Below are 25524 nucleotides of genomic sequence, written 5' to 3' on the forward strand. Positions count from 1 at the left end.
GTTTTTTTCTTTCTCATTTTTTCTCTACCTGAAGCTCCCTATGTTCTAATTCCCTTAATTTCCTCATACTCATATCAATAAGTACAAACATCTTAGATAAGGAGGTCTCTCCATGATATACCGCCTGCTCGCCATCAATATAGATGGAACGCTATTGAAATCAAATGGAAGATTGGCAAAGGAAACGAAAGAAGCGATAGAGTATGTGAAAAACAAGGGAGTCTATGTAACACTTGTGACCGGCCGAAACTTCGCTTTTGCTAAGAAAGTGGCTAAATCTTTGAAACTTGATACGTTTTTAGTAACGCATGGAGGTTCATTTATTGCCTCTAAACTGGAGCAACCTCTTCATGTAAAGCGTCTGTCAGAGGATAAGACATTCAATCTTGTGCAAGTGCTTGAAAATTATGATTGTACAGTTAGGATTTTGCATGAAAGATATTCAATCGGAAACAGACTGCGAGGCGCTAACAACTTGATGGCTAGAGCAGTACTTGGTTCTAGTGATCCATTAATCTACCCGATGCAATTTGTAGAATCTTTAGGGGATACGTTAATTGACAATCCAATCGCACCACCGAAGATAGAGGTTTATTTTACAGAGCCAGAAGAGAGAGAAAGAGTATTGAAAACCTTGAAATCCGCGTTTGAAGGGATAGAAATCCTTGTTCATGCTGACGGGAAAGTGGATATATTACCTGACGGTGGAACAAAGATGGACGGTTTGTTAACTCTTGGTGAAGTACTGAAAATTCCTCCGCAAGAAATGGTGGTTATTGGTGATACGATGGAAGACCTGCCAATCATTGAAGTGGCCGGACTCGGCGTAGCAATGGGGAATGCCCCAAAAGAAGTGAAGCTTGCTGCCGACTGGATTACTCGGACAAATGATGAAAACGGAGTAGCCTATATGATTAAAGAACACTTCCGTAAACAGCAACGCATTGCGTTTTTAAATAAAATGAAAATATAGTAGGGAAGAGGCAGACTCTGTAAGTGGAGTTTGTCTTTTTTTGTTTACCAGGAAGTTATAAAATAATGGAATGCTGGAATCGACTTCAGGATCATTCTTGTTCGTTTGGATGAAGACCTCAGTGACGAGTAAAAAGGAGGAAAGAGGTCCTCATTGCCGTTATGAAGACCTTGCTGACGAAGAAAAAGGAAGAGAGAGGTCTTCATCGCCGTTATGAAGACCTTGCTGGCGAAGAAAAAGGAGTATAGAGGTCCTCATCGTCAATATGAAGACTTTGGTAAAAATGAAATTTCATTAAAATAGTCAAAGGTGTCTCCCTATTTTCCAACGGTATTATCTTGATATGCATCGGCTACATCCGTTACACTAGTGGGAGTGAAAAATCTTGCTGAACAACAAGGCAAGTGTGAAAGGTGATTAACTTGAAGATTGCTATAAAAGGATTACATGATGATAGATATCAGCGTCCGTTATCATTGATTGCGGATTTATTTTTTGAAGAAACAGAAGTGGTGCTTGGGGAAGATGGCTCCTCTGAGTTAAATGTAACGTTCGAGGTGGAAGAGAAAAACTCCACGTTTATTGTAAGTGGACAACTCGGCGAACTGTTTTGTTCCCATGAGAAAGAATTGGGCGATTCAGATGAAAAAGAAAGTTTTCGTCGTAAAAAACAAGCCGTGTCCTATGTTTATTTGACTCTCTTGCAAGACCATACGGGAATTATTCAGAAGTGGGGGATTTTAACGGGAATTCGTCCAACGAAACTTCTTCACTCTAAGCTTCAAAATGGGGAACCGAAAGAAAAGGTCCACCAACAGCTGCGAGAAGATTATTTAATTACAGACGAAAAGATAGCGTTGATGCAGCAGATTGTAGATCGTCAGCTAGATGTTGTGCCTGATCTTCATGATTTAGGCAATGAAGTCAGCATTTACATAGGGATTCCGTTTTGCCCGACTAAATGTGCGTATTGTACATTCCCTGCCTATGCGATCAATGGAAAGCAGGGGAAGGTGGACTCCTTCCTTGGCGGTCTGCACCATGAAATCGATGCTATCGGTGCCTGGTTGAAGGAAAAAGGAATTAAGATTACTACTGTTTATTATGGTGGGGGCACCCCGACAAGTATCACGGCAGAAGAAATGGACATGCTTTACGAGCAGATGTATGCCTCCTTCCCTGACATGGAAAAAGTTCGCGAAGTAACAGTGGAAGCTGGTCGTCCGGATACGATTACGCCTGAAAAGCTTGAAGTGTTGAAAAAGTGGAATATTGACCGCATCAGTATTAACCCGCAATCATATACACAAGAAACGTTGAAAGCGATCGGCCGTCATCATACTGTGGAGGAAACCATTGATAAGTTCCACCTTGCGCGTGAAATGGGTATGAATAATATTAATATGGACCTGATCATTGGCTTGCCTGGTGAAGGAGTGGGAGAGTTCACCCATACACTAGAAGAGACGGAAAAGCTGATGCCGGAATCATTGACGGTTCATACATTGTCCTTCAAACGAGCTTCGGAAATGACACAGAATAAGAATCGCTACAAGGTGGCAGATCGCTACGAGATTGGCAAGATGATGGATATGGCGACGGAGTGGACCACTAACCACAACTATGTACCGTATTATCTATATCGCCAGAAAAATATCTTAGGCAATCTGGAGAATGTAGGATATGCATTGCCAGGCCAGGACAGCATCTATAACATCATGATCATGGAAGAGAAACAGACAATCATTGGACTTGGATGTGGGGCATCAAGTAAGTTTGTTCACCCTGAAACAGGGAAGATTACTCGCTTTGCCAATCCAAAAGATCCTAAGTCTTACAATGATGGTTTTGAACATTATACGGATGAAAAGATTAGGATTTTGGAAGAACTCTTTTCATCTAGAAACTAACAAAATGGCGGGGATAAAAAATCCTCGTTTTTTATTTTTATTAAATGAGTGAATAATCATTCATTTATAAGCGCTTTCATATTATACTAGATATATATCTTATAGGGGGGAAATGGGATGAAGCTTGAAACAGGTGAAGTACTGACTTATTCCAGAACATTTACTGTGGAAGAAATCCTTCAATTTGGAGAGGTTTCAGGTGATCAAGGCAGGCATCATGTGGAAAAAGATGAACACGGCAGGCTAATGGTACATGGCCTGTTGACTGCAAGTATTGGCACCAAAATAGGAGGAGACATGAATTATATCGCAAGAGAAATGAACATGGAATTCCTTCGTCCCGTCTTTACAGGCGACACCATCACCTGTGAAGCTACCCTCACCGATGTCCAACAACAAGAAGGCTACAAACAAGTCCAAGTCACCTCCATCTACACCAACCAAAAAGGCAAACAAGTCCTCCTAGGCAGCAGTAAAGGTATTATTCGAGATTAAGAGAGAAATTCCTGCGGGGGTCTGACCCCGCACAGAACTTTAATATTTCTGAAAACTCAAACTAATTAAAGACAAGAAAGGGTGTGCTTGTATGAGTACGGTTAAGGTGTTGAATCAGGGGCCGGTTGTGGTTTTGGAGCTTAATAGACCTGAGGCGTTAAATGCTATGAACGTGGAGATGTTGGTGGAATTAGAACGTGTTTTGGATGAAGTATCAAAAAATGAGGATGTCAAAGTGCTTGTTGTCAAAGGAAGCGGGAATGCGTTCAGTGCCGGTGGAGACATTAAGATGATGCTCCAAGAAAATGTAGGCGGAGACTTCGACCAGGTGATGGATACGATTGGTTCGATTGTCACTAAATTTTACACGATGCCAAAAGTGACTATCAGTGCTCTTCATGGTGCAGCTGCCGGTCTGGGCTTAAGTTTTGCACTTGCCAGCGATTTTGTTGTTGCTCACACTTCTACAAAACTTGCTATGAATTTCATCAAGATCGGTCTAATCCCAGATGGTGGTGGCCACTTCTTCATGGAAAAACGTCTTGGAGAAGCGAAAGCTAAACAGATGATTTGGGAAGGTAAAACGATTTCTACAGAAGAAGCCCATGGATTAGGTCTAATTGATAGTTTGGCTGGAGATCAGTTGGAAGAGGAAATTTCCAAAAGGGTTGCAGCTCTTCTTCATGCTCCTTTGCAAGCGATGTTGGAAACGAAGTTGATCTACACGAAGCAATCCTTGCCACGCCTGGAACAAATTCTAGAGTTGGAAAAGAATGCACAGCGTAGAATGAGGGTGTCTCAAGACCATAGAGAAGGAATTCGTGCATTTGTTGAGAAAAGAAAACCGCAATTTAATGGAATGTGAACATGAAAAGCTGCTCCTATAATGGGGCAGCTTTTGTATTTTAACGACAACTCCCTACAACAACGTCTTCTAAGCCTACAGTCGTACATTCAGATAATCCTCCGGCACATTACCAATAAGAAGAAATCCACTTATACTAAATATCAACAAAGAAAAGACGGAGTGGTAAGTGTGCATATAATGAAAACGAGCAAAAAAACGATCACGGTAACAGCACTCTTACTATTCGTACTACTGGTTTATTATATAAGTAAATTCATGATGATTGTAGAGTACAAAGGACTGGAAAATTTACTATTAGAATATGGTTCTATTGCTCAATTACTCTTTTTCTTGCTGTGTTTGTCTCAACCAATCTTTTTACCACTTCCGGAGGCGGTGACCATTCCGGCCGGGAGCGTGGCTTTTGGGGCATCCGCTTCGTTCTATCTTGGTTTTTCGGGAACATTGACAGGCATAATCATTATGTTCTTCATTGCAAGGTATGGCGGTATGAAAGTGGCTTCTAAACTGGTAAAAGAAAAACATTTAAAAAGATATCAAGAATATGTTAGGAAAAATGAGACGGTCATTCTTGCACTCTTATTTATAATTCCTGTTCTACCTGATGAAATCATTTGTGTCGGGGCGGGCATTGGAGCTGTCTCGTTTAAAAGGTTCTTTGTAATAGCGACCTTGTCTAAACTTTTGACTTCTTTTGTGCTTGCGTATTCGGTTTCTTTGGCAAAATTTCTGGACTTAACGTCTACACAGTTGCTATTATGTTGCTCTGTGATAATGGGAATTGTTTTCTTTATCACATTTGCTTTCCATAGATATTGGAACAGAAAACGCATGGAGATGTAACCCTTTATCTCCATGCGTTTATTCGTTATCTGTGGAATAAAACTAGTTTCCCGCTTGCGTTAGTGCAACGGTGTGTAGTGTCAAGGTAATTTAGTTCTTCTAATCTCTTTTCTCCCAATGTTTTTGCTTCTTTTTCGGTTGCGGCTTCAAAACTTTCATCAAGTAATGTTTCTCCGCTTTTACTAAAGACTGTTAACGTATATTTCCCCATCAGTGTCCCCTCCGTGTCTGTAAAATGAATATCCATTCATTGTTTCTATTTTACTAAAAGTTTCTTGAAATGTAAAAGTACTATGAAACTATTTAGATTTTCAATCGTATAGGTTACTGTAAAACATAGGAGGGATAACGTCATGGCATTACAGATAGATGGTGTAACCAAAAGGTTTGGCAAGCATGTGGCAGTCAATAATTTGACCCTTGAAATACCTGAAAGTGAAATGTTTGGGTTTTTAGGAGCAAATGGAGCAGGAAAAACAACTACTTTCAGAATGGTCCTTGGATTATTGGAACCTACAGAAGGGAAGGTTTCTTGGGCAGGAAAACCAATTACATATAGAGAAAGTCACCTGGTGGGATATTTGCCGGAAGAAAGAGGGCTTTATCCGAAATTGACGGTTAAGGACCAGATGATTTATTTGGGCAGATTACGAGGAATGGAGAAGACGGAAATTTTAAAGCAATTGGACTATTGGTTGGAGCGCTTCAAGGTACCACAGTATCTCAACAAAAAAGTAGAAGAGCTCTCAAAAGGAAATCAACAAAAAATCCAGTTTATCGCATCAACCATTCACAACCCGAAATTGCTCATCCTAGATGAACCTTTCAGCGGCTTGGATCCGCTAAATGTAGAACTTTTAAAAGAAGCGGTAGTGGATTTGAAAAAGCAAGGAACATCCATCGTTTTTTCCAGTCATCGGATGGAGCATGTAGAAGAACTTTGTGAGCATTTATGCATAATGCATCATGGTCAACCTGTTGTGCATGGGTCGCTTAGGGACATTAAGCGTTCGTTTGGGAAAAAGAATGTCATCATCCATGCTGATTTTGATTTAGGGTATTTATCCAATGTAGCAGGAGTTACCAAAACAAAGCAGACAGCGGAAGGTATGATTCTTCAAGTGGAAGATGAAGATGTATCCCAGACATTACTGCAACAAATCACTGGTAAAGGCTATATCCGGAAGTTTATCTTGGAAGAGCCATCCTTAAATGATATCTTCATAGAAAAGGTAGGTGCTTCTTACCATGAATAAATTTTTGATTATCTTAATGCATACCTATATGAGCAAGCTGAAATCTAAATCCTTCATTATTTCCACTCTGATAACAACATTACTCATTGTCGGTGTTACAAACATTCAATCCATTATTGATGTTTTTGACAAAGAGGAAGACAAAGTCGTGGCAGTTTTAGATGAAGAAGGGGCTATTGTTCCACTGTTAGAACAGCAACTGGCAACGAATCTTAACAGCAACTTGAACCTTGAGATAGTATCAAATGAGTCAGAAGCTGAAAGTAAAGTAACAGAAGGAGATTATGACGGGCTTCTCGTCTTATCAACAGATCAAAACGGTCTGCCATCAGGCGTGTACAAAGCTGCCTCCATCACTGATTCAGAAACGATGACACAAGTGGAAGTGATGCTTCAGCAGGTTAAAAATGAGCTGGCAACAAGTCAACTTGGATTATCTCAAGAAGAAATCGCTCAACTTTATACGCCTATTAATTTTGATGTGGTAGCATTAGAAGAATCTGCAAAATCTGCAGAAGAATTGAACCAGGCACGTGGATTGGTATACGTTTTACTGTTTGTTATCTATTTTTCCGTCATTCTATATGCTAGTATGATTGCGACTGAAGTGGCAGTAGAGAAATCTTCTCGTGTTATGGAAATACTGATTTCGTCTGCCTCCCCAATCATGCATATGTTCGGTAAAATCCTTGGAATAGCGCTATTAAGTTTAACCCAACTGGCATTCTGGATCATTGTCGGGTATTCATCATTGAGCAGAAATCTTGAAGGCATGACAGAAGCTGGGGGAGTATTTGAATTTTTCGGTGTAGGCGATCTGCCTGTAGCAACATTTGTGTACGCCATCGTCTTCTTCTTGCTAGGCTACTTCCTTTATGCAACGTTTGCCGCATTCTTAGGGTCCCTTGTTAGTAGGATAGAAGAAATCCAGCAAATGATCATGCCAATGACTCTATTAATAGTGGCAGGATTTATGATTTCTATGTTCGGACTAGGTAACCCAGATAATTCTTTCATTCAAGTAACGTCATTTATTCCGTTCTTTGCACCTATGATCATGTTCTTACGTGTGGGAATGTTGAATGTACCGATCTGGGAAATCAGTCTTTCCATTGGCCTTTTGGTAGCAACCATTGTGTTACTGGCCATGTTTGGAGCAAAAGTGTACCGTGGAGGAGTCTTGATGTACGGTAAATCATCTTCTTTAAAAGATATAAAGAAAGCTTTGCAATTGACTAAAGACAAGTAAAGTAGCATGTGGGACTTTTCCAAAAGTCCCGCATGTTTTTTTATTGTTATACACCCATACCGAACGTGCATTCGTATTTCATTCGTGATAAAATAAGGAAAAGACGATGAGAGAAGAGGGTGAATCCAGATTGAAAAAAATTCGTTTCCTGCATGCTGCAGATCTACATTTAGACAGTCCATTTAAAGGACTTAGCCATCTTCCCCAACAGATATTTAACATGGTTAGAAAAAGCACATTCCAATCTCTAACAACACTAATAAACACTGCTATCCATTATCAAGTGAATTTTATTTTATTGGCAGGAGATCTCTTTGATCTAGAACAAAGAAGCCTAATTGCCCAAGCGACACTAAGAAAAGAATTCATGCGATTGAACGAAGCCGGAATCCAAGTGTATATCATCCATGGAAATCATGATTACCTTACAGATGACCACACACTTTTTACATACCCGGATAATGTACATATATTTACGGAAGAAGTGGATTGTAAGATATATTTAAAAGACGAAGAAGAGTTAGCCTGCATATACGGTTTCAGTTATAAGCGAAGGCATATAACAGCAAACATGACAGGTTATTATCAAAAAGAAAATGCTAAGGTACCTTTTCACATCGGGATGCTGCATGGCAATCTCTCTGGACGGGAAGAGCATGATCCGTATGCACCATTTTCCATACCTGATCTTCTTGACAAAGAATTTCATTATTGGGCGCTTGGCCATATACATAAACGTGAAATCCTACACCATTATCCTCCAATCGTCTATCCGGGAAATATCCAAGGACGTCACAAAAAGGAACAAGGCGACAAAGGCTGTTATCTGGTTGAACTCTCGGAAGATGGTATGCCTGAGCTTAAATATATAGAAACATCCATCATACATTGGCAAGAACTTGAGATTTCTATCAACGAAATACAAACGGTGGACCACCTTATGGAGGAAACAAAACATTCATTGGAGGCCATAAGGTTAGAAGGGAAGGGGAAACTACTTCGACTTACTTTTACAGGTAACGGAGATCTGCATGGTTTTCTCCAAGATGAAAGTCATCAGGAAGAACTTCGACTTATTCTAAATGAGGGAGAAGAGAATAAGTTTTCATTTGTTTACGTATATTCGCTGCGTGTGCAAACCGCTCTATCTTATTCAAAACAAGACTTGCAAGATAAAACTTTTTATAAAGACTTTTTCTCCATGGTTGAGCAAATCGACGTGAAAGAAGCATTGACTCCTTTATTACGTCATTCTGAAGCAAGCCGCTATTTGGACACCTGGGATGAGGAAGAACAGAAAGCGATAGTGGAAGAAGCGGAACAATGGCTAGTCACTAAATTCTTGGAAAGCGAGAAGAGGTGAATAGGTTGAAAATTACGAGCTTACATATCTATGGATTTGGAAAACTAGAGAACGTGGTAATGGAAAATCTATCACCAAGCATCCAAGTGATTTACGGAGAAAATGAAGCAGGAAAATCTACTATTATGGCCTTCATTCAAGCCATTCTTTTTGGATTTCCTGCAAAAAATCAACAAGATCTGCGCTATGTTCCTAAAAAAGGCTTTAAATACGGTGGGAAGCTGGTAATAGAAACGGATGATCAAAGAAAAATAACCATTGAACGAGTGGCAGGGAGATCCTCTGGTGATGTTACTGTTCAAGATGAGCGTGGCAATCCCTGCGATTTGAACGATGTATTAGGCGGCCTTGATAAGACGATGTATAAGGGTATCTTCTCCTTTAATATTATGGACATCCAAAATCTGCAGCTGATAGATTCTGAGCAACTTGGCAGTTATTTGTTCTCTTCAGGACTTATGGGGAGTGAACAACTGCATAAATTATCACGAGAGTTAACAAAAGAACAGGAAGAGCGCTTTAAGCCAAACGGCAGGAAGCCAGTCATCAATCAATTGTTAACATCCTTAAAAGAGGAAGAACGAAATGTTCTGCAATGGAAAGAAAAAATGGGGCAATATGACCGCTTGCAGAAGGATTTAGATCAATATGATAAAGCATTAGAGGAAACACAATTTACTAAAGAAGATATAGAGAAAAGTATAAAAGAAACAGAAGCAATGCTCACCATTCAACCATTAGTAAATAGATTAGAGATGCTTCAATTACAAATAGCGGACTTTGGAAACATCGAATCGTTTCCCCATGATGGTTTGTCAAGATTGGAAAAATGGCAGACAGAAGCAGTATTCTATCAATCAAAACTTGAAAAAGTGGAAAAAGATTTACATGAAAAAGAGTGGGAAATAGGGAAAATAAGGGTAAATGAAGAGATTCTTGAAAAAGAGGAATCAATAAAAGGTCTAGTAAAGTTAATGCCGACCTATCAACAGACAAAAGATCAATTGTCCCTGCTAACTACTGAAATAGCGCAGTTGGAAAAGCGCATGGAAGGGTGGAAGCAAGATCTTGAATGGCATGACAAAACAGATCAGGAGTTAGAAGCACTACATACCAGCTTGGCATCAAAAGGATCTTTGCGGGGACTTTTAAAAGACCATCATGAACTTCACATCCAGAAACAGCGATTAGATGAACAGTTCCAACTGGCAAAAGAGGAACTTGAGGCTCAAGAAGAACGGGTGAAAGATCTTGAACAAGATCAGCTTCCAAACCATGAAGTAATAAAAATGAAGGAACTGGTTGAAGTAGAAAGTAAGGACACGTTACATAAAGAAGTCCATCTCACTGAGCAACTTCTAAAACAGTTGGAAAAGCAGTTGGATGCTCAGAAAAAGAATAACCAAAATGAGATGAAAAAAAGTAAACAAATCGCAGTTACCAGTCTTTTTATTGGAATTGCCGGTGCCACTTATTTTTATGTGCAAAGCCAGCTTATAGCTTCTCTGCTATGTATAATCTTTTTTTCAATCCTTTCTTTTATGTTTAGTAGGAAAACTAAACATACTAGTAGTAGCAATGAGCTATTGATGGAAAAAGAAGAGATGGAAAGCAAGATGGAATTATTAAGAGGAAAACTATATTCCACTGATACTTTCGGGAAAGTGGAAGAGTATCAAAAAGCTCTGGCGAAGAACGAACAAGTAGTGCAGCTTCTGCAGAAAGAACAACTTCTCCTTTCCCAATGCGATCGAACATACAATAGAATTATTCAGCAATTTGAAGAGTGGGAAGGAAAGAATTTTGCCTTTCAAGATAATTGGCATAATTGGACCTCATCCCTTTCACTTGAACAAATCTCGCCTCCCTTTATGGAGGAAGCCTATGACAAAGTGGTTCAATTAAAAGGTGCTATTTCAGATAAAAAAGAACTAGTGGAAAGACAAAAACACTTTCAAAAAGTAGTGGAAACGTTTAAGAATAAGTTAGATCCTCTTATAGAAGGAAATATTGAAATTGATACGAGTTTATCCCTTGAAGAAGTGATCACACAATTACGTGTCGGTGTGGAAGAAAACATGGAAAAAAAGAAAAGGAAACAACGGATCCAAGAACTAATAGACGAATTGAAAGAAGAAATAATTGGATTGTCCCAACATGAACATAATGCCCAAAAGCAGATTCAGCGTCTGTATGAACAAGCTGAAGTGGAGGATGAGGAATCTTTTCGTCAAAAGAACCAAGAGAATATAGAAAAATCTGAGCTTGAGAAGGAGATATCCCTCCTTAAAAGTCAGTTGGCTCAAATGGAGAATTCCTATCAGCTGAGTTTTACAAAAAGCAAGCCGATGGATACGTGGCATTCAGAGAAGGCTGAGCTGGAAGAAGCCCTTAAGTCCATTAAAGAAAAACAGAGTCAGCTCGTTGAAAATAGGACGGCAACAAAAGAAACCATTCGTCTCTTGGAGGAAGCCGGAACATACTCTGAGGCTGTGCAACAATTCGAATTATCTAAAAGCAAGTTACAGGACCATGCAAGAAAATGGGCTATCCATGCCACTGCATCCCATCTACTAGGAAAAACGATGGATTATTACCGGACAGTGAAGCTCCCAAAAGTACTTAAATATGCTTCTGACAACTTTCGTTTTCTTACAAAAGGTAATTATGTAAGGTTACTAGATGCGCACAATGAAAGAACGCTTATGGTCCAGCATGCAGACGGAACTAAATTTGAACCTAAGGAATTAAGTCAGGCAACGGTTGAGCAGCTGTATATATCCATTCGTGTTGCAGTTGCTCAAGTATGGAGTGACGAACAAAAACTACCATTCTTGATGGATGACAGTTTTGTCAATTTCGATCACCATAGAACAAATTTAGCTACTAAGTTGATAAACAAACTTGCACTCCAAGGTTATCAATTCCTTTTCTTCACTTGTCATCAACATATTAAAGATAAATTGGCGAGTGAACCAAACAACCAGATTTTCTCTTTTGACACAATGAAGGTAGGAGAAGCAACCATCAAGCGATGAATTTGGTTCATCCATTGCCGAAAGGAATAGACAAGTGCTATGCTTAGAGAGATATAGAGAAGCATGTTGAAAGGATAAAGAAAATGAGTGAAAGTGTGATAAAAAATAATAGAGCACCATTGATACTATTGAGCTTTAATCTATTTATCGTCATGGTAGGAATTGGGTTGGTTATTCCAATTCTACCGTTTTATATCGATAAGTTTGGAGCGGACGCAAGAACATTAGGTTTGCTTGTTGCCGTGTTTGCATTTATGCAATTCCTTTTTGCCCCTTTATGGGGGAGGCTCTCCGATAAAATTGGAAGAAAGCCTCTGATAACAATCGGGCTTTTCGGTTTTGCTATCGCCGAGTTTATTTTTGCATACGCAAGCGGCCTATGGATGCTCTTTCTTTCTCGGATATTGGCGGGTACCTTTGGCTCAGCACTTATGCCGACTGCAATGGCTTATGTTTCTGATGTCACTTCTTCCGAAAAAAGAGGTCAAGGCATGGGGATAATGGGTGCTGCGATGGGCCTTGGTATCGTTGTAGGTCCTGGACTTGGTGGCTGGCTTGCCGAATATGACCTGTCTCTGCCATTTTTAGTGGCAGGTGTGGCAGCAACCATAGCGGGAATACTTTCCGTATTTATATTGCCGGAATCATATCCAAAGCATAAAAGAGAAATGGATGCTCAAGCTTCAGTAGGAGAAAAAAGGGACAATCAATTTGTAACGATGTATAAGGCTCTCAAAAGTCCAGTAGGTTTTTTGCTGATTCTTGTATTCATCATGAGTTTCGGATTGGCTAATTTCCAATCCATTTTTGGCTACTACACGATGGAACGATACAACTATAACCCAAGTGAAGTAGGATCAATCATCTTGATTGTCGGCTTGGTGGGAACTGTTGTCCAAGGCGTTCTGGTTGGCAGGATGACTAAACGGTTTGGGGAAGAAAGAGTGGTTACAAGTGCCCTCTTAATCAGTTCATTCGGTTTCGTTCTAATGACACTGGCTACAAGCTTTACAACCGTACTATTAACTACCTGCATATTCTTCTTAGGTAATTCTTTGTTAAGACCATCTTTAAATTCGTTCATATCTAAACTTGCAGGGAACAGACAGGGCCTTGTCATGGGGCTCAATAATTCATTCTTAAGCTTGGGGAATGTGGCAGGTCCAATATTGGCAGGTATCTTCTTCGAGATAAACATACATATTCCATATCTATTCGGAGCATGTATCATGCTATTTGGACTAATCGTCACCAAACTTTGGATCTCCAAAAGAGCCCATAAAATAGAAGTATCTTCATAGAAAAAACATTTAGTTATTGTTGTTCATAGCAGTTGATTGGAGCAAAAGGCGAAGACTCCTGAGGGAGATAGCGCTAGGTGGAGACCCCGCAGGCGAAGCCGAGGAGGCTCCAGCAGCGCCCCTAGGAAAGCGAAGCCTTTTGCGGAAATCAACTGCGTCGTCCAAGAAAAGCGATAAAAGGATCAAAACGACAGGGGGAAGGAACAGATGAAAAAAGGTATCCTCCACTTTGAAGTGGGAGAACAAGTAGACGTTCACTTATTAATCAAAACAGCAACAAAAGGAATAGCCAGCAACGGTAAACCTTTCCTGACTTTAATATTTCAAGACAAAAGCGGTGAAATAGAAGCAAAACTGTGGGACGCTTCTACAGACGATGAAGAGCTCTACACACCACAAAGCATTGTAAGAGTACTAGGAGACATCCACCATTATCGTGGCCGTAATCAATTGAAAATCCGCAAAATAAAGCCAAAGGAAGACCATGAGAACGTCAATGTCTCTGATCTGATTGAAACGGCGCCATTAAGCCAAGAACAGATGATGGATAAAATAACACAGGCTATCTTTGAAATGAAGAATCCCAATATACAGAGAATCACAAGACACCTGCTGAAAAAGCATCAAAATGAATTTTTACAATATCCAGCAGCAACAAAGAATCACCACGAATTTGTATCTGGTTTGGCCTATCATGTCGTCTGCATGCTAGACCTTGCTAAAGCCATTGCCAACTTATATCCTTCACTGGATAAAGACCTTCTCTATGCAGGAGTCATCCTTCATGACTTAGGTAAGGTAACTGAACTGTCCGGACCTGTATCTACTAGTTATACGATTGAAGGAAACTTAATTGGCCATATTTCCATTATGGTAAATGAAATTGGAAAAGCGGCAGAGGAGCTTGGTATTGAAGGGGAAGAAATCATGGTTCTTCAACACTTGGTTCTAAGTCATCATGGTAAACTGGAATGGGGCAGCCCGAAACTGCCACTTATCAAGGAAGCGGAAATTCTCCATTATATTGATAATATCGATGCGAAAATGAATATGCTAGACCGTGCACTAGAACGTGTTAAACCTGGAGAGTACACGGAAAGAATATTTGCGATGGACAACAGAAACTTCTATAAACCTACTTTTCATAATTAAGTAATAGCCCCCCATACTCTATCATAAGTATAAATTAGTAGCACATATGTAAGAGAAGGGGGGCTTATTTATGCCATGGTGGATGCTGTTAATCGTTATCGGAATTGTTTTCAGTGCATATATGACGTTAAGGTCTGCAAAGGAAGAAAAAGAGGTAGAAGAAGCAATCATTGAAAAAGAAGGACAAGTTTATATGGATAGGATTCAAGAGGAAAGAGAGAAGAAACAGGTTGTAAACGTATAGAAAAAGGAAGCGGGGATCCGCTTCCTTTTTAGCTTTGTTCTTCAGTTTCATCTTCTGTTTCTTTTTCAAATGTATTTTTGAGGTTGGAATCCTTCACTTTTATATTGGCGTTGTCCAACTCTTTTTGTACAGCTGTGTCAACGGCGGCTTCCTCGTTCACCTTGGATAAGCGAACTTCTTCTTTTAATTCCGCTTTCATGTCTTCAAAAGGTTCTTTATCCTTCTTATCTGTTACTTTGATAATATGGAAGCCGTACATGCTTTCTACAGGCTCGCTGATCTCGTTTACTTCCAGGCTGTAAGCTGCCTCTTCGAATTCTGGCAGCATGGCACCAGCTCCGAACCAGTCAAGATCTCCGCCATTTTGGGCTGAACCTGGGTCTGTTGAATATTCTGTTGCAAGTTCCGCAAAATCAGCACCCTCATCAAGCTTCTTCTTCACTTCATCCGCTGTTTCTTCGTCTGCTACAAGAATGTGGCTTGCACGTATCTCAGGTTTCATCTCATCATAATATTCCTGAATTTCCTCGTCTGTAACTTCCACACTTTCCATTGCTGCTTTTTCTTGCAGCATGGAGATGCGCAAAGTTTGGCTTAGCTGTTCTTCATTTTTGAAACCGCTCTGAGCCATTGCAGAATCAAATTGAGGTCCAAGTTGTTGTTTCAATTCGTCTAATCGTTCTTGTACTTCTTCATCTGTAACCTCGTATTTTTCACTTAAGACTTTTTCATATACCAACTCCCGAAGAACCTCTTCGCCAAAACGGTCCTTCATGGCTTCATATAGCTCGTCCTGTGTAATGTTACCAGCAGAGGTTTCAGCAATCACCTCAGAATTATCGGCTTTGTCATTGTTACAGGCAGACAGTGCAAGAATTGAAGCGGTTGCACCTAAGGCAATCATCCATTTTTTCATTTAAGTCACTCCCATATGTAGTAAAACGTTCCAATCAATACTATAGCATATTCTCCAAATTTAATGAAATTATTTGACAATACTTTAAGGGAGGCATTTACGTGTTATAAGAATACTTAAAAAGATAAGAAATTATAAAATACGGTTGATTTCCGTTCCAGGCGCTTCGCTTGCCTGCGGGCGGTCCGTGAGCCTCCTCAGGCTTCGCCTTCCGGGGTCTCACTGTCCCTTCCTCCCGCGGGCGTCTGCGCGCCTTCCACTCCAATCAACAAGGTGACTTCATTCATTGAAGGGTTTTAAAATAATACCTACCGAGTTAACTGAATAAGCATTAACGTATCATTTATGTGATTTTTAGCTGTGAATTGGAGTAAATGGCGTAGACTCCAGCGGGGGAGTAACGGTAGGTTGAGACCCCACAGCGCAGCGAGGAGGCTCAAGCACCGTCCGGCGGAAAGCGAAGCTATTTGCGGAAAGGAACAGCGGCTATTAACCACTAACTACTATTTTATACTTTTTCTTAAGGTAGCTTTTTTAAAAAAATGGGTAATCGTCCATTCCAATTTTTAACCTTTTACATATGATAAATGGAATCATGAAAACATCAACACACTTTGTTGTCCCAGGATTTCATGTAAAAAACCTTAGAGGCAGGATAAACGCCTATGCCTCCTAAGAAATTGTTGCATAAGATATCGTAACAACTCATAAAGGAGGTGTTACTAAGATGGGTAATGCGTATGCAGGTGGCTTCGCGTTAATCGTAGTATTGTTTATCTTGTTGGTAATCGTAGGTGCAGCTTGGTTGTACTAAATACATTTTTAATTAAAAAGGAGGAACTAAAATGTCAGGTGGACATTCCGGCGGCGGATTTGCGTTAATCGTAGTATTATTTATCCTGTTAGTAATCGTAGGTGCAGCTTGGTTATACTAAGCTAGACCTTGGAGTTTAGGCAATGCCCTTGCTCCACAAAAACACCTTCCATGTTTACATGGAAGGTGTTTTTTGTGGTGCTGATTTATTATTTGGAGCTTAGCAAGATATCTACATAAGAAGAAATTAATAGAATGGTAATAAGTACATTTATGGTTCGGAAAACTTTCGGTTGACGATCCTCCGGTATTTCCTTCTGAACGCATAAAGCATTCGTTAATTTGTTTATGTAGAAGAGTATAAATACAGCCACCCAAACAAATAGAAATGCGATAGCCATAAGATCCCTCCTTTGTGGCTTGCTTTAAACTAACTGCGGAATATATACTTATGCCTTCTACCTTACCAAAGTTTATGAGAAAAAGATACTGTGATAGTCCGAATCTTTTACAAAAAAATGAAAAAGCATCCTGAAATTATGAAAATTTTCTAGGACGCTATTTCTTTCTCATTAACTATTAAGATATCATAACCGTTTTCCAATTCTTCAATTTGGCATTTGCTTGGAGCACGTTGGATAAGTTTAATATATAGGAAATCTGGCATGCATAGACCAAGATTTACCGCCGCAAGCATGGAAAAGTAATGATAGTAGCTTGGGAAAATATGTGCAAGTAAGATGCATGCTGTAGTAATAATGGCAAAAGGAGCCAGTAAAACAGCATAAGATTGGATTTTTGTAAAAGGCTTCTTTGTTTTTATTTTCATATAAGGCATATAGCACTTAAGTTTCCATTTAAGTTTTACTTGGTTTTTTGTGGCGATTAGCGGAAGAACATGACATAGTTTGTGCATAGTGAACATTCCCAGAAGGCCAAGGATGAACCATCCGAAATTGGCAGATGAGACAGCTGTGTCATGGTACATAAGGCTAAAAGACAGAAAGAATACAATAAACGAAAGTAAAGTGATGATAAACGAAATAAGTGTTATGCGATGGAGTCCATATTGTCTCGAAATATCAATGGATTTCCAACAGTTCATAGTTGCGTCACCTACCGTAATTGCTAGTCGTAATCAAAATTACTAAATTAATGTAAGCTTTTTTAATGGAAAAATCAATAGGTGAATGTAATTTATTTTTCTATGTATCCATCTAAATATTGGTAAGTGTAAGGAATTGTTGTAAAATAAGTAGAAAAGTGAGGAAATCCTTTGAGACTTGCTATAAGAATTTGCAACAGTGAGGACTGAGTAAAGTGGAAGAAAGACTTGCAAACTTGGAGTTCTACATGGAACTATTATTAAAACAAATGGACCGTTCAAAATATCCTTGGGATTACTTGATCATGAGAGGTAAATTGAGCAGGAGAGATGTTGAGGCACTATATCATTTATGTGAAGAGTTGAGCAAGGAGATGGAAAAACAAAAAGCGGAAGGATTTGTTACATTCTCTCCGCTTCTTATACAGTTCAGACAAGCACTACCTCCAGACCTTCCTTTGGAGGAGACAATTGCCGCCTTACGGACACAAGGGCATTATGTCCCGTTGATGGATGCATTCCAAAAGCTTATCAAGAAGAAGTAACGCTTTCATTTTTTTCTTCAAGCACTTCATCCTTTTTGGAAAGCTTCCCGTCTACCTCAACAAAATCCTCTTCAATATTATTAAAGGAACGCTCAAATATTTGCATAAAATCTTCCCCGTAAACATTACGTATCACGCACATGATGTCCAACAGCTCGGGGAACTTTCCATATAAGTCATGCATCGGCAAAGCCCCGTTAAATACGGAGTTTTTACTAGGATCATAGGTTTCCATCAATTCTAAAAGAATCTGTTCGCCTTTTTCTGTTAGTTCAATATACGTGTTTCGCTTATCATTTTCCTTTTTAGAAAAACGAAGAAGTTCTCTTTCTTCCAATTTCTTAGAAAAGTTGAACGCAGTGGATACATGCATAACTCCAAACTTGGCAATCTCTGAAATACTGGCACCTTTTAAATGATAAGCAATCCATAGAATATGGTGCTCGTTGATATTTAGGTCATATGGTTTTATCCATTGTTGCCAATCTTTCTCGATGGTCTTCCAAAGTGCTTTACTCAGCTGGGCAACACGTTGGCTGAAGAGCATAGCTTCTTTTAATGAATACTGTCCATTCTGTGTATTCACAAACTCACCTACTTTTTTCTAATATATTACTATCTATTATGACAATAAAATAAAAATTAATAAAGGTCTAAATTTACAAAAAATTAAAATTTTTTATTCAGCGGTGTTTTTTGCTAACTTTTTTTCTAGATTTTCTAATTCTTCCTGTAGGTTTGCAATGTTTTGTTGAATGGATTCTTGATGAGGTTTGATCGAATTTTGCCAAAGATCCACTGAATCCTTAATCTCTTCTGCAATATTTCCGACTGTTGCTTTTCCCTCTTCCATAGCTTGTGTTACTTGATCCTTAATATGAATAGCCTCTTGTTTCAAATCTTCAATCGTCAGCTGAATAGATTGAGCCGTTGACTTTATTTTCGCTCTTCTGGATGCTCCAGATTCTGCAGTTGTAAGCAGTGCGGAGACACCGGCAATTGTTCCGCCTATTAAAACTCCGTAAATGAATGATTTCCCATTCATAGTAATCACTCCTCTATAAAGTTATGTGAATATAGTTCAATACCCTAAGATTATTATATAATTCAACATTTATTAAAAAAATCCTTTTTTTGCTGAATACTTTTCTGGACGAACCGTTGAGAAGTTACTGTCTTATGCTTTATTGTTTCCAAATAACACGTTTATATTTAATCGAAACTTTAGCTAAGTATACTTGTTTCATAAGAAAAGAGAGAGCGGCATATTTATGGTACAAAGGGGGCGGGCTTAGTGGCAGGTATAACATCTTTGTTATTCATCATAAGTATCGTAATGTTGTTTGGTGGCGGAAATTACTTTTTGGCCGCGCAACGGGCAGGGGTATATCCGCCGAGGAGAGTGTTGCAGCAGAGGGCTGTAGCTGTTGGAGGTGCTGGTGGGGTCATGTTTTTACTAGCGATAATAGTGACTTGGGCTTTATAATTTCATTTTTATAATAGGAAGAGGGCAAATTCCTAACTTGGAATTTGCCCTCTGGATTATGTTGCAGGTATTAGATTTGAGCGTTTGGCAATGCTCGTTACAATCGGATAGATAATAATCATTACTATTGCATTCAATACGACAGCCGGTAGAACGGCGGTTGCGAAAAAGAATGCAAAGGATTCTCCGCCTGGCAATCCTACAAGTGTCAGGGCGCTTGTAAGGAAAATCGCTCCTGAAATAAGGGTGCCGATAACGGTTAAGATTCCTGCTTTAACAAGTGGTTTGTCCAGTTTCTTCAATGCAAGAAGCAGGAAGAAGAACAAAAATGCTGTAATCGGCTTATCAATGATGTTCGGAATCTGACCGGCTGGAAAAGTGGTTGTCATGGCGGAGATTAATCCTGTTACGACACCTAATAGTAATACATTTTTCTTTTCTGGAAACAGCATGATACCTAAAAACATCATCGTTAAAGCTAAGTCTGGCTTCATACCGAGAATTACCCCCGGTACAACAGTGTGCAGAACAGCACCTATTCCTACTAATAAAGCTAGTGATACTAAAGTCTTTGTATTCATTTCTCATCTCTCCTCAACTAATCTGGTCTTTTTTAACTCCATTAGTACACTCGTTGTCTAATGCGAATTAATAGATACTAGTATATAAAACTTTCCCCCTTTTGAAAAGAGGAAAGCTTGTCTTTACCTATATTTGGCTTGGAAGCTTTTCATGAATTCCGCTAATGCCTGACAGGATTCCAAAGGTACGGCATTATAAATAGAAGCTCTGCAGCCTCCAACCATTCTGTGACCTCCAAGGCCGACAAAACCTTTCTCTTTCGCCTGAGTTAGAAAAATAGATGTAAGCTCGTCAGAAGGAAGATTGAATGTGACATTCATGTGCGACCTGGCATCTTTTTCGGCATGACCAATATAAAACCCTTCACTTCGATCAATGGTTTCATACAGGAGTTCTGCTTTCTCCCGGTTTATCCTTTCTATAGCTTCAACGCCCCCTTGTTCTGCTACCCACTCTAATACAAGAGCAAGCATATAAATCGAAAAGGTAGGTGGGGTATTGTATAGGGATCTGTTTTTAGCATGTGTTTGGTAATTCAGCATCGTCGGGATAGTACTAGGACATTGTTCCAGCAGTTCCTTTTTAATAATCACGACGGTTACACCAGAAGGACCAAGGTTTTTCTGGGCGCCTGCATAGATAAGGGAGAAGTCTTCTATATTTATTGATCTGCTTAAGATATCACTCGACATATCTGCAATTAATGGTATGTACGAAGGAGTGGATGGGAATTCCCACCATTGCGTTCCAAAAATGGTGTTGTTGCTCGTAATATGCAAATAAGCTGCGTCTGATGAGAGTGACAATTGAGAAGGAATCTGAGAGTAACCTGATTCCTTGCTTGTTGAAGCAATATGGGTCGAGCCAATTTTTTGTGCTTCCTTTAATGCTTTTTCGGACCATGAGCCGGACAAGCTATAATTAGCTGTCTTACCTGAGGGGAGAAAGTTCAAAGGGATGGCTGAGAATTGCAGGCTTGCACCACCTTGCATGAAGAGAATGTCATATTCATCTGGGATCTGCAAAAGCTCTTGTAAAAGTGTAGCTGCTTTCTGATGGACCTTTTCGTATTCTTTGCTCCGATGACTTAACTCCATGACAGACATACCAGTATCTTGGAAATCCAATAATTCCTCTTGTGCACGTTGTAGCACTTGTTTAGGAAGTGCTGCCGGCCCTGCATTAAAATTATATATACGCTTCATCCTATTACCCTCCTAAAGTAATCTGAAAATATTAATATATATCCTATCACGGATTGTGTTAGAATACATGAAAGATTTCGAAAAAAAGTTAGGAGTAATGTAATATGTATCAAGAAAATAAGCCTTTTGATGTTAGTCCATATGATCATCCGGATATTTATCCCGGCCCGAGACCTGCGTCATCTTTTTTATTTTGGAAAGGGAGGGCTCATCGAATCGAGGCGGAAAAAGGGATGCCGGTTGAGCAGCAATCCATTCACTTTACTAATGTTGACCATATGCTTGGCAGTCTGGCGTTTCAAAGTACGCAGGTGAAAAAAGTGGAGGAGTTTTTTAAGGAAGGAAGGTTCCATTCAAAGGTACCAGTCGTCGCTTATGGTTCGAATGTTTGTTTAGCACAGCTACAATACAAATTCCGTTTGCGGCCGGAAGAAGATGATTTTATGCTTTGCTTGAAAGGTAATGTGACGGATTCCGATATTGTTTACGCGCCATTTTTGGCACCATATGGTTCACTGCCTGCAGTCATTGCACCAGTTAAGGGGGCTGTATGTGAGGTGTGGTTGACGTTTATGGATAAAAAACAGTTGGAATTGATCAATTCGACTGAAAAAGGATATGAGCTTAGAGTTCATGAGGGTAAAAAAGTACGTTTGGACACTGGTGAAGTCTTTGAGAATGTTTATGCCTACTATGAGCCGCGGGCCCTGTTATGGAACGGTGAGATGCGAAGATTCAAGGACATTTCAGGTCACAGTCCACTTCAGTCCGTATGGCAAAGCGAGATGCTAAACGAGTTAAAGCTGGCAGTTGATCATAAAGGAACCCGTGAAGAGTTTATTCACTTGCTAAGATGGGACAGAAGTTATCGCGATTTTGTAGAAGGCTTTTTAAAGGACGAATGCACCTATGCTTTTGATCATCCTGATTGGAAAGCTGCGGAAACCATCCTGTCCATTGGTGAGATGCAACGATCGTTTTAAACATGAAATAAAATGACGTGGACCCTTAAAAGGAAGCCACGTCATTTGAGTATTACTTGATACCGTGATTAATTTTAGTTGCGATTTCTTGCAGATCTTGTGTTGTGTAATCGCTCTGGTTCGATTTCCATACTGCACCAAACCCGTCACCTTTGCCGTAGCGAGGGAGGATGTGAAGGTGATAATGAAAAACCGATTGACCGGCAGCTTCTCCATTATTATTTAAAAGGTTAAGCCCAATCGGTTCAAATTGCTCTTTTATGGAGTTAGCGATTTTAGGAACCACTTTAAAGAGATTCTCCGCGATCTCAGGTGTAAGCTCGTAAATGTTTTCTTTATGTACTTTCGGAATAACTAATGTATGTCCTTTTGTCACCTGGCTGATGTCAAGAAAAGCCAGAACATGTTCGTCTTCGTAAACCTTGGCAGCAGGGATGTCCCCATCAATAATTTTGCAGAAAATGCAATCACTCATCTGTTTCACCTCTGAACTTTAGTTTCATCTATTTTACCATGTTTTGGACAAGTATCCTAATAGGATGAGCAGGCAAAATAAACAAGCAAGAGCAAAAGCTCCTGCTTGTGAAGAAAGGGACGAGAGGCAACAAGCTTCTCTATCTGAATAAGGAGAAGCCTACAAACATCATTTTAGCGTTCAAATAACTGTGTTTGATAAACACCTCATCTGATTTATAAAATGTGTCTAATTGTCAGCTTTCCTGTTCAAAACAACCATCCCCTTGTTACTGAGTTTTACAACTTTAGTAACGCGGCTATCGACGTAAAGTCTCTTTAACGAACACCTCATTTTCAGAATGAATCAATCACAGGTTACGACTTTAGAGTAAAGTGTCGCCCGTAAGCACCTCATTTCTTTATCAATCGGAGTTGCGTTACAGATGATCGTGTGGTTGCAGTCGGTTAAGTCCCACAACGACGAGAGAAAAAGTTTAACCTAATCTAGAACAAAGCAACACTGTCTTTGACAGTCACCTCATCTACAAAGAAGTAAACCAAAGGCTTGTCTAAGTGCCCCTCTGTCCCCTTCCTTACTTATGATGCGCACTTTCGTTTAAATTATGTTATGGTAAAATTTAATAATAATAAAGTTTTATTTCAGGCAGAAAGGGTAGGTTGATGTGAGTTTATTGGAGATTAGTGGATTGACTGGCGGTTATACGAATCAGGCTGTGTTGAAGGATGTCTCATTTGGTGTCAAGGCTGGCGAGTTGGTGGGGTTGATTGGCCTTAATGGTGCCGGTAAAAGTACGACAATCAAACATGTAATCGGAACGATGGAGCCGAAGAAAGGATCCATCAAGATTAATGGAATTTCCATTCAAGAGGATACGACAAAGTATCGTTCGACTTTTACATTTATTCCTGAAACACCGATTCTATATGATGAATTGACGTTGTATGAACACCTAGAACTAACTGCGATGGCGTATGGGTTATCAAAAGAAACTTTTGAAGAACGATTGCACCCGCTACTAAAAGAGTTCCGTATGGAAAAGCGTCTTAAATGGTTTCCTGCCCATTTTTCAAAAGGTATGAAACAGAAGGTCATGATCTTAGCTGCTTTTCTGATCGAACCGAAGCTCTATATCGTCGATGAACCTTTTGTCGGTTTAGATCCGCTTGCCATTCATTCTTTGCTTGAAATGATGGATAAAGTGAAAAAGAGTGGAGCAGGCATCCTTATGTCCACGCATATCCTTGCGACAGCGGAAAGATACTGCGATTCATTCGTTATCTTGCATGAAGGGGAAGTGCGGGCAAAAGGAACGTTGGAAGAACTTAGGATGCAGTTCAAGATGCCGATGGCTTCGCTTGATGACCTCTATATTCAACTGACAAAGGAAGAGAGCAATGTTTAATGTCGATCAGCTCTGGCAAGCCAGATTCAGTCAATATTTAAAGGATACGAGAAGATATTTACGCTATATGTTTAATGACCATCTTGTGATCGTGATGATCTTTTTGTTAAGCGGCCTTGCTCTAGCTTATCAAAACTGGTTAGAGGTGGTACCGCCAGATTTTCCGTATGCGTTGCTAATGGGAATAATTTTAGCCCTTCTAATGACAAGAGGAAGCATACATACTTTTCTTAAGGACCCGGACCTTGTCTTTCTGCTTCCACTTGAAGAGAAGTTAAAACCATATATTAAAAAATCATTCCTTTATTCCATCGTATTGGAGAGTTATTTTCTTTTACTCGTATTTGGCGTTTCCGTGCCACTTTTCTTTACCTTGACAGATGCAACGCTCCAAACGTTGATATCCGTCCTTCTCTTATTGCTGGGAATGAAATCCTGGAACCTATGGATGACATGGCTCATCAATTTTTATACGGATAAAAAGGTAAGGCTTGTGGATGGGTGGGTCAGGCTTGCATTGAATTTCGGCCTGCTTTATCTCGTGTTTTCCGAAGCGAGTCTGCTGTTTATCGGTGTAGTTGTAGTTATTATGCTGCTTTTGCTTGCCTATTTCCAAAATGCGACCAAGAAAATGAACTGGAAATGGGACTTATTAATAGAAAACGAAACCAAACGGATGCAGTTATTTTACCGGGTAGCCAATCTTTTCGTTGATGTACCAGGACTTAAAGAAAAAGTAACAAGAAGAAAATGGTTGGATGTTTTCCTTTCCTGGACTCCTTATGCGAAAGACAAAGCGTTTGATTATCTATACCTGCGCACATTTTTGCGTTCGGGCGATTATTTTGGGCTTTATCTGCGGTTATTGATTATTGGAGCGGTTTTGCTTGTAACACTTCCAGTCGGGTATGCGACATATCTAGTGCCTGTATTGGTGCTGTATTTGACAGGGTTTCAGCTTATCCCGATGTGGCGGCACCACTACAATAAACTCTGGTTGTCGATATATCCTGTTCAAGAAAAGCACCGTATCCTTGCTTTTACGAAAATGATTACGGTTATCCTAATTTCACAAACCATTGTCCTTGCTGCTTTATTAGTTTTTGTAGCGACTTGGATGGAAGTAGTGGTTGTGTTGGTTGGCGGGATCATTTTTGCCTTCTTATATGTACAAGGTGTGGTAAAACGCAAAATTGCTTCGCTATAATCTCTAGAAAACACTCAAGGCTGCTTGGGTGTTTTTTAGATAAGAAAGTATATAATCGGTTGGATTTCCGTTTCAGGTGCTTCGCTTGCCTGCGGGCGGTCCGTGAGCC

28 protein-coding genes are annotated in these 25524 nt (G+C 39.7%); 19 read left to right on the forward strand and 9 right to left on the reverse strand.

The window, feature by feature from the left end; genetic code table 11:
• Positions 1-112: 112 nt before the first annotated feature.
• The 5 genes from K7887_RS06125 (at position 113) to K7887_RS06145 (ending at position 5089) form a co-directional block, all read left to right on the forward strand.
• Complete coding sequence (locus K7887_RS06125; RefSeq protein ID WP_010198469.1) at positions 113-973, forward strand: Cof-type HAD-IIB family hydrolase; 861 nt, start codon at positions 113-115, stop codon at positions 971-973.
• A 422-nt stretch (positions 974-1395) separates the two neighbouring features.
• A complete protein-coding gene (locus tag K7887_RS06130; protein WP_223492662.1) occupies positions 1396-2883 on the forward strand; it encodes a coproporphyrinogen III oxidase in 1488 nt (495 codons plus the stop codon).
• A gap of 117 nt (positions 2884-3000) precedes the next feature.
• A complete protein-coding gene (locus K7887_RS06135; RefSeq protein WP_223492663.1) occupies positions 3001-3378 on the forward strand; it encodes a MaoC/PaaZ C-terminal domain-containing protein in 378 nt (125 codons plus the stop codon).
• A gap of 91 nt (positions 3379-3469) precedes the next feature.
• The gene (locus K7887_RS06140; RefSeq protein ID WP_223492664.1) at positions 3470-4243 is read left to right on the forward strand and encodes an enoyl-CoA hydratase; all 774 of its coding nucleotides are present in this window, start codon (positions 3470-3472) and stop codon (positions 4241-4243) included.
• A 180-nt stretch (positions 4244-4423) separates the two neighbouring features.
• Positions 4424-5089: a TVP38/TMEM64 family protein gene (locus K7887_RS06145; protein ID WP_223492665.1), complete on the forward strand. Its 666-nt coding sequence runs from the start codon at positions 4424-4426 to the stop codon at positions 5087-5089.
• A gap of 25 nt (positions 5090-5114) precedes the next feature.
• On the opposite strand, the gene K7887_RS06150 is transcribed toward K7887_RS06145, so the two are convergent.
• A complete protein-coding gene (locus K7887_RS06150) occupies positions 5115-5300 on the reverse strand; it encodes a YhzD family protein (protein WP_223492666.1) in 186 nt (61 codons plus the stop codon).
• 142 nt (positions 5301-5442) lie between these two features.
• Here K7887_RS06150 and K7887_RS06155 point away from each other — a divergent pair, with 142 nt between their 5' ends.
• From K7887_RS06155 to K7887_RS06185, 7 genes are all read left to right on the forward strand, one after another.
• Positions 5443-6345, forward strand: coding sequence for an ABC transporter ATP-binding protein (locus K7887_RS06155; protein ID WP_223492667.1), 903 nt, complete (start codon positions 5443-5445; stop codon positions 6343-6345).
• Complete coding sequence (locus K7887_RS06160) at positions 6338-7594, forward strand: ABC transporter permease (protein WP_223492668.1); 1257 nt, start codon at positions 6338-6340, stop codon at positions 7592-7594. The genes K7887_RS06155 and K7887_RS06160 overlap by 8 nt, the downstream gene beginning before the upstream one ends.
• 130 nt (positions 7595-7724) lie before the next feature.
• Positions 7725-8957 (forward strand): metallophosphoesterase family protein, encoded by a 1233-nt coding sequence (locus K7887_RS06165; protein ID WP_223492669.1) that lies wholly within the window; start codon positions 7725-7727, stop codon positions 8955-8957.
• A 5-nt stretch (positions 8958-8962) separates the two neighbouring features.
• Positions 8963-11995 (forward strand): ATP-binding protein, encoded by a 3033-nt coding sequence (locus K7887_RS06170; RefSeq protein ID WP_223492670.1) that lies wholly within the window; start codon positions 8963-8965, stop codon positions 11993-11995.
• An 83-nt stretch (positions 11996-12078) separates the two neighbouring features.
• The gene (locus tag K7887_RS06175) at positions 12079-13296 is read left to right on the forward strand and encodes an MFS transporter (RefSeq protein WP_223492671.1); all 1218 of its coding nucleotides are present in this window, start codon (positions 12079-12081) and stop codon (positions 13294-13296) included.
• Between the two features lie 207 nt (positions 13297-13503).
• On the forward strand, positions 13504-14448 hold the full coding sequence (gene yhaM, locus K7887_RS06180) for a 3'-5' exoribonuclease YhaM (RefSeq protein ID WP_223492672.1): 945 nt from the start codon (positions 13504-13506) through the stop codon (positions 14446-14448).
• Positions 14449-14518: 70 nt separating this feature from the next.
• Positions 14519-14692: a sporulation YhaL family protein gene (locus K7887_RS06185; RefSeq protein WP_010198295.1), complete on the forward strand. Its 174-nt coding sequence runs from the start codon at positions 14519-14521 to the stop codon at positions 14690-14692.
• 28 nt (positions 14693-14720) lie between these two features.
• Here K7887_RS06185 and K7887_RS06190 read toward each other — a convergent pair whose 3' ends face one another.
• Positions 14721-15608 (reverse strand): peptidylprolyl isomerase, encoded by an 888-nt coding sequence (locus tag K7887_RS06190; protein WP_223492673.1) that lies wholly within the window; start codon positions 15606-15608, stop codon positions 14721-14723.
• Between the two features lie 727 nt (positions 15609-16335).
• Here K7887_RS06190 and K7887_RS06195 point away from each other — a divergent pair.
• Both K7887_RS06195 and K7887_RS06200 read left to right on the forward strand, forming a co-directional pair.
• Complete coding sequence (locus K7887_RS06195) at positions 16336-16422, forward strand: YjcZ family sporulation protein (RefSeq protein ID WP_063561705.1); 87 nt, start codon at positions 16336-16338, stop codon at positions 16420-16422.
• Between the two features lie 31 nt (positions 16423-16453).
• Complete coding sequence (locus tag K7887_RS06200) at positions 16454-16543, forward strand: YjcZ family sporulation protein (RefSeq protein WP_223492674.1); 90 nt, start codon at positions 16454-16456, stop codon at positions 16541-16543.
• Between the two features lie 88 nt (positions 16544-16631).
• Here K7887_RS06200 and K7887_RS06205 read toward each other — a convergent pair whose 3' ends face one another.
• Entirely contained in the window at positions 16632-16823 is a 192-nt protein-coding gene (locus K7887_RS06205; RefSeq protein WP_010192281.1) for a hypothetical protein, read from the reverse strand.
• A gap of 149 nt (positions 16824-16972) precedes the next feature.
• Positions 16973-17527, reverse strand: coding sequence for a DUF3267 domain-containing protein (locus K7887_RS06210; RefSeq protein WP_223492675.1), 555 nt, complete (start codon positions 17525-17527; stop codon positions 16973-16975).
• Positions 17528-17775: 248 nt separating this feature from the next.
• Between K7887_RS06210 and K7887_RS06215 the strand changes: the two genes are divergently transcribed.
• A complete protein-coding gene (locus tag K7887_RS06215) occupies positions 17776-18072 on the forward strand; it encodes a DUF1878 family protein (RefSeq protein ID WP_263290339.1) in 297 nt (98 codons plus the stop codon).
• Here K7887_RS06215 and K7887_RS06220 read toward each other — a convergent pair.
• Both K7887_RS06220 and K7887_RS06225 read right to left on the reverse strand, forming a co-directional pair.
• A complete protein-coding gene (locus K7887_RS06220; protein WP_223492677.1) occupies positions 18059-18658 on the reverse strand; it encodes an HTH-type transcriptional regulator Hpr in 600 nt (199 codons plus the stop codon). The genes K7887_RS06215 and K7887_RS06220 overlap by 14 nt on opposite strands.
• A gap of 93 nt (positions 18659-18751) precedes the next feature.
• Entirely contained in the window at positions 18752-19117 is a 366-nt protein-coding gene (locus K7887_RS06225; RefSeq protein WP_223492678.1) for a YtxH domain-containing protein, read from the reverse strand.
• A gap of 249 nt (positions 19118-19366) precedes the next feature.
• Here K7887_RS06225 and K7887_RS06230 point away from each other — a divergent pair, with 249 nt between their 5' ends.
• Positions 19367-19558, forward strand: coding sequence for a membrane protein YhzF (locus tag K7887_RS06230; protein ID WP_223492679.1), 192 nt, complete (start codon positions 19367-19369; stop codon positions 19556-19558).
• Between the two features lie 56 nt (positions 19559-19614).
• Here K7887_RS06230 and K7887_RS06235 read toward each other — a convergent pair whose 3' ends face one another.
• On the reverse strand, positions 19615-20139 hold the full coding sequence (locus K7887_RS06235) for a tryptophan transporter (RefSeq protein WP_223492680.1): 525 nt from the start codon (positions 20137-20139) through the stop codon (positions 19615-19617).
• Between the two features lie 123 nt (positions 20140-20262).
• Positions 20263-21345 (reverse strand): 3-phosphoserine/phosphohydroxythreonine transaminase, encoded by a 1083-nt coding sequence (serC, locus tag K7887_RS06240; protein ID WP_223492681.1) that lies wholly within the window; start codon positions 21343-21345, stop codon positions 20263-20265.
• 104 nt (positions 21346-21449) lie between these two features.
• Between serC and K7887_RS06245 the strand changes: the two genes are divergently transcribed.
• Complete coding sequence (locus K7887_RS06245; RefSeq protein ID WP_223492682.1) at positions 21450-22328, forward strand: hypothetical protein; 879 nt, start codon at positions 21450-21452, stop codon at positions 22326-22328.
• 52 nt (positions 22329-22380) lie between these two features.
• Here the strand turns inward: K7887_RS06245 and K7887_RS06250 are convergent, their stop codons facing one another.
• Entirely contained in the window at positions 22381-22803 is a 423-nt protein-coding gene (locus tag K7887_RS06250) for an HIT family protein (RefSeq protein ID WP_223492683.1), read from the reverse strand.
• A 664-nt stretch (positions 22804-23467) separates the two neighbouring features.
• Between K7887_RS06250 and K7887_RS06255 the strand changes: the two genes are divergently transcribed.
• A complete protein-coding gene (locus tag K7887_RS06255; protein ID WP_223492684.1) occupies positions 23468-24208 on the forward strand; it encodes an ABC transporter ATP-binding protein in 741 nt (246 codons plus the stop codon).
• Positions 24201-25415 (forward strand): ABC transporter permease, encoded by a 1215-nt coding sequence (locus tag K7887_RS06260; RefSeq protein ID WP_223492685.1) that lies wholly within the window; start codon positions 24201-24203, stop codon positions 25413-25415. The genes K7887_RS06255 and K7887_RS06260 overlap by 8 nt, the downstream gene beginning before the upstream one ends.
• The last annotated feature ends 109 nt before the right edge of the window (positions 25416-25524 follow it).

Source organism: Sutcliffiella horikoshii, from assembly GCF_019931755.1.
Lineage (GTDB): Bacteria > Bacillota > Bacilli > Bacillales > Bacillaceae_I > Sutcliffiella_A > Sutcliffiella_A horikoshii_E.